Origin of the sequence: Duganella alba, from assembly GCF_009674495.1 — a bacterium.
Taxonomy (GTDB): Bacteria; Pseudomonadota; Gammaproteobacteria; order Burkholderiales; family Burkholderiaceae_D; genus Rugamonas; species Rugamonas alba.
In genome coordinates this window covers 1-4,397 of record NZ_WKJN01000076.1, presented here as the reverse complement: position 1 = coordinate 4,397, position 4,397 = coordinate 1, and the positions used below count along the sequence as shown (strand labels likewise).

The following is a 4,397-nucleotide window of genomic DNA, read 5'->3' as shown; positions in this document are numbered from 1 at the left end:
CCGTTCGCCACTCGCCACCAGAGCAAGCTCCGTGCTGCCGTTCGACTTGCATGTGTAAGGCATGCCGCCAGCGTTCAATCTGAGCCAGGATCAAACTCTTTAGTTTAATCTCTGTTTAATGACCTCTACAGGCCATTGGTTCGCTCACTCAAAACACTAACAGTATTACTCTTAGTACTTCTTGTGGAGCATTTAATGCTTTTAGTTTCGCAGTACCGAAGTACCGCGTGCACTTGCATCAAACGCCCACATTTATCGACTGTAAATTTTTAAAGATCTTGTTCGGTGTTGCCAGCTGAAGAAGCGTTTTGTTCATCAGCGAAGAAGGAAGAGTATGAAGCATTTTCTACATCTCGTCAACCTTCTTTTTTTCTCATTCACCTTGCATTTGCATGCGTCGTTTCGTGAGGGACAGAATCATACCAAGGAGGCCGCAGGTTTGGCAAGGGCTTTCTTTACGCCATCCGCCAACAGTGCAATCACCAACGCCCCGGCGCCGATCCCCATCAACAAGCGGTGGTTGCCGCCGCTTTGCGCGAACACATAAGAATAGATATAGCCAGCCAGCGCCTGGAACAGGGCGAACACCGTCGTCGCTTTACTCCACACCACGTTCTGCGCATGCGCATCGCCATCCAGGATGCGGTGCACACGGCTCAACGTGATCGGCACAATACCCGGCGGGAAGGAGCCGATCACCAGCGTGGCCGCCAGCAGCACCATGTGCTGGGTCGAAAACATCATCAGCGCAATCGCGCCGATCTGCAGCCAGATCGTCAGGTTGCTGGTCAACGCCGGCCCCAGGCGATCGGACAACGCGCCATACACCATCGGCCCGGCAATCGCGCCAACGCCATATACCACCCAGAACAAGGCCGCCGTATGCGTGCCCCAGCCCAGGCCGCGCGCCACGTAGTCGACCAGGAACACCATCATCGGCACCAGCCCCACCGCCATCAGCGCGTACTGCGTGTAAAGCAGGCGCAGGTCGAAACGTACCGCCGCCTGCACCGCAGCATCCGGCTTGCCGACGGGCACGTGCGTGTGCACGGCATGCGGCCAGCAGGCCCAGCTCGCCACACTGAGCAGCAGCGACAGCGCGCCGAGTCCCAGCCAGGTTTCACGCATGCCCACATCCAGCAGCAACGGCACCAGCGTGCCCGACGCCGCGATGCCCAGGCCGATTCCGAGGAAGATCGCGCCGCTGGCCATCCCCTTGCGATGCGGCGGCACATGCGGCAGCACGGTCATCGCCGCCAGCACCATGATGATGCCGCCCGCCACGCCCGACAGCAGCCGCCAGCCGAAGAACCACGTCACCGACAACGGGAAGGCACAAGCAAAAAACGCCGCCGAGGCCAGCAGCATCATGCCGCGCAGCGTAATGCGCGCGCCATAGCGCCGCGCCAGCGGCCGGCCCAGCAAGGCGCCGACCAGATAGCCCACCAGGTTGGCGGCGCCAAGGTAGATCACATCCTTGGCGACAAACCAGTGCGCCTCGATCATCGGCGGTATCAGCGGCGTATAGGCGAAGCGCGCCAGTCCGATGCCCACCAGGCTGGCGCACAGGCCGGCAAAAATGGCGCGCGCGGTGGCGCCACGGTCTTCCAGGGTATCCATGAAAAGTTCCTCAATGCAGAAATTATGTTTGACAGCATAGTCAAACTTGACAGCAATGTCAAACATCCTGATAATCCGGTTCATGGCAGGCATAAAACAATTCAATGAAAACGAGGCGCTGGAGCGTGCAATGCACGTGTTCTGGCGTCAAGGCTATGGCGCAACCTCGATGCAGCAGCTGGCGCAGGCCACCGGCGTGCTGCGCGGCTCGCTCTATCACGCCTATGGCGACAAGCAGGCCATCTTCCTGCTGGCGTTCGCGCGCTACCGCGAGCATTACCTCGGCATGGTGCGCCAGCACATGCAGCTGGACGATCCGGTCGCCGCGCTGCGCGCCTACTTTGCGTATGTGATCAGTTCGATGTCCGAGCCGGTGCCTCCGCTGGACGACACGCCCTCGTCGCGCACGCGCGGCTGCCTGACGACCAAGATCGCCACCGACGAAACCGCCATGGACGAACCGGTGCGCAACGCCCTGCGCGACATGCTGGAAGGATTGGCGGACGTGCTGGAACAGCGGCTGTCGCAGCCGGACGCCAAAGCGCGCCTGACCTTGGCGCCGAAAGACGCCGCGCGCTTGCTGGTGACCTTCACGCGCGGCAATGTTGTGATGGAGCGCATCTACCATGGCCAGGAAGAACTGCAGGCCACGGCAGAGAGCATGATTCAAGTCCTGTTCAAGCGTTGTTGATCACCACATCGACACGCTTGTGCACATCCTCGGCAAACGCCAGGAATTCGCGCATTTCCTCCGGCTGGCTGACGTCCAGCGCGAACCATTCGGCCGAGCCGCCGGCCTTGCGGATCTCCGCCACCAGCGCATGCAGCTTGCTGGACCGGCGCGCGCCGAGCACGACATGATGGCCCTCTCCTGCGAGTTGGCGGGCAGTGGCTGGACCGGAGCCGCGGCTGGCGCCGGCAATCAGGATAACTTTGCGTTGTGTGTGAGTCATGATGCAGTCCTTTCCAAGCCATTAACACAGGCAGCATCTTACGGATGAAACGCCATGCTGCGAATGCACATGACTATGTAGTTCTTGCCTAATCCTATGCATCGCACCGGCAATGGTGGCGGTTCGCGCGGGAATCATGGATCATTCCTATTCATCACCGCATTCAAGAGGAGTTACCGCGTGGACCGCATGATCGCCCTGCACAACCAGATGGCGCGCACCAATGGCTATACCGAGACCCTGGTGGACGACGTGCGCCTGACCCGCTCCACGCAAAGTTCGACCAAGTCGCCGGTGATGTACGAGCCCTGCATCGCCATCGCCCTGCAGGGCCGCAAGCGCACCTATTTCGGCAACGAGGCGATGCAATTCGACGCCGACCACTACCTGGTGGTGGCGGTGCCGATGCCGTTTACCGCCACCACCGAGGCGTCGCCGGAACATCCGTTTCTCGGCATCTCGATCCGGGTCGACCGCACCACGCTGGCCGACCTGATGTTTGCCATCGACCAGAGCGATACCGAAGTGCCGGCCATGCCAAAAGGCATGATGGTGACGCGCATGGACGAGCGCCTGCGCGACACCGTGCAGCGCCTGCTCGAAGCGCTGAACTCGCCGCTGGAAGCGCGCGTGCTGGGGCCGGGCATTGTGCGCGAAATCTGCTACCGCGCGCTGATGGGCGAACAAGGCGCGGCGATGCGCGCGGCGCTCACCAGCCAGGGGCAATTCGGCCGCATCGCCAAGGCCTTGCGCCGCATCCACGCCGATTATGCGGCCGATATCGATGTCGGCATGCTGGCGGCGGAAGCCAGCATGAGCGTGCCGGCGTTCCATGTTCACTTCAAGTCGGTGACGCATTGTTCGCCGATCCAGTACCTGAAATCGGCGCGCCTGTTGCAGGCGCGGCTGCTGATGGCGCGTAACGACATGACGGCGCAATCGGCCTCGCAACAGGTGGGCTACGAAAGCCCGTCGCAGTTCAGCCGGGAATTCAAGCGCTACTTCGGCCGCAGTCCCAGTGAAGAGGCCAGCGCCATGCGGCGCCTGTTGAGTGTGCAGCCAGCCGAACTCACAAGGTTGATTTAAAGACAATCGAAAGGTAGTATGCGGACAGGAGCGGCATTGCAAATAAACCAATGCCGCAGTCTGTTGTACCACTTTTGATCGGGATCACCCATGCGACTCATCTTCAGCGCGCTTGCGCTCAGCCTGGCTGCGGCGCCGGCATTTGCCTTTGAACCTGGCGCCTACGCCGCCATCGACGCCGGCCGCGCGTCCATCTCCTCGCAATATGCCGACAACAGCGGCGATATTACCCTGGGCGCCGCGCTGGGCTACCAGTACACGAGCAATCTCGGCTTCGAGTTTTACACGCGCAGCCTCAGCCTGGATCCTTTCCGCGGCGCCTTTGCGCCGACAGGCTATTATCCAGACCAGCACTACGGTGTGGCCGTGCTGGCCACCGCTCACCTCGACGATCATTTCCGCGCCTATGGCCGCGTCGGCATTGGCCGCACCAGCATGAAGCCCAATCGCAGCGGCCTGGATAATCATGACCAGACCGATCCGATCATCGGTGTCGGCGTCGGCTACGCGTTCAATCGCAACTGGTCCATCCAGCTGGAAGGCAGCTATCTGACCAAAAGCGAAGTAAGCTTGATTACTGCGGGCGTGCGCTGGCAGTTCTAAGCACAAAAGCAAAAAAGCCCGCTCAGGTTTTACCTGAACGGGCTTTTTCTAAATAACTAGCTTGACGATAACCTACTTTCACACTGGTTGCAGCACTATCATCGGCGTAGAGTCGTTTCACGGTCCTGTTCGGGA

General features: G+C 60.5%; 5 protein-coding genes and 1 rRNA gene. 3 read left to right on the top strand and 3 right to left on the bottom strand.

Features of this window, described 5'->3' with window-relative positions:
- Both GJ695_RS29225 and GJ695_RS29220 read right to left on the bottom strand, forming a co-directional pair.
- Positions 1–106: ribosomal RNA gene (locus GJ695_RS29225) — 16S ribosomal RNA — on the bottom strand; the annotation flags it as partial.
- A gap of 311 nt (positions 107–417) precedes the next feature.
- Positions 418–1,620: a YbfB/YjiJ family MFS transporter gene (locus GJ695_RS29220; protein WP_154370592.1), complete on the bottom strand. Its 1,203-nt coding sequence runs from the start codon at positions 1,618–1,620 to the stop codon at positions 418–420.
- Between the two features lie 82 nt (positions 1,621–1,702).
- On the opposite strand from GJ695_RS29220, the gene GJ695_RS29215 reads away from it, so the two are divergent.
- A complete protein-coding gene (locus tag GJ695_RS29215; protein ID WP_166455378.1) occupies positions 1,703–2,311 on the top strand; it encodes a TetR/AcrR family transcriptional regulator in 609 nt (202 codons plus the stop codon).
- Here GJ695_RS29215 and GJ695_RS29210 read toward each other — a convergent pair.
- Entirely contained in the window at positions 2,298–2,573 is a 276-nt protein-coding gene (locus GJ695_RS29210; protein ID WP_154370590.1) for an SDR family NAD(P)-dependent oxidoreductase, read from the bottom strand. The two genes, GJ695_RS29215 and GJ695_RS29210, sit on opposite strands and share 14 nt — an antisense overlap.
- A gap of 189 nt (positions 2,574–2,762) precedes the next feature.
- On the opposite strand from GJ695_RS29210, the gene GJ695_RS29205 reads away from it, so the two are divergent.
- Both GJ695_RS29205 and GJ695_RS29200 read left to right on the top strand, forming a co-directional pair.
- Positions 2,763–3,659 carry an AraC family transcriptional regulator gene (locus tag GJ695_RS29205; RefSeq protein WP_154370593.1) on the top strand — a complete coding sequence of 299 codons (897 nt, stop codon included), beginning with the start codon at positions 2,763–2,765 and terminating at the stop codon, positions 3,657–3,659.
- Between the two features lie 90 nt (positions 3,660–3,749).
- Positions 3,750–4,262: an outer membrane protein gene (locus GJ695_RS29200; protein WP_154370589.1), complete on the top strand. Its 513-nt coding sequence runs from the start codon at positions 3,750–3,752 to the stop codon at positions 4,260–4,262.
- Positions 4,263–4,397: the final 135 nt, after the last annotated feature.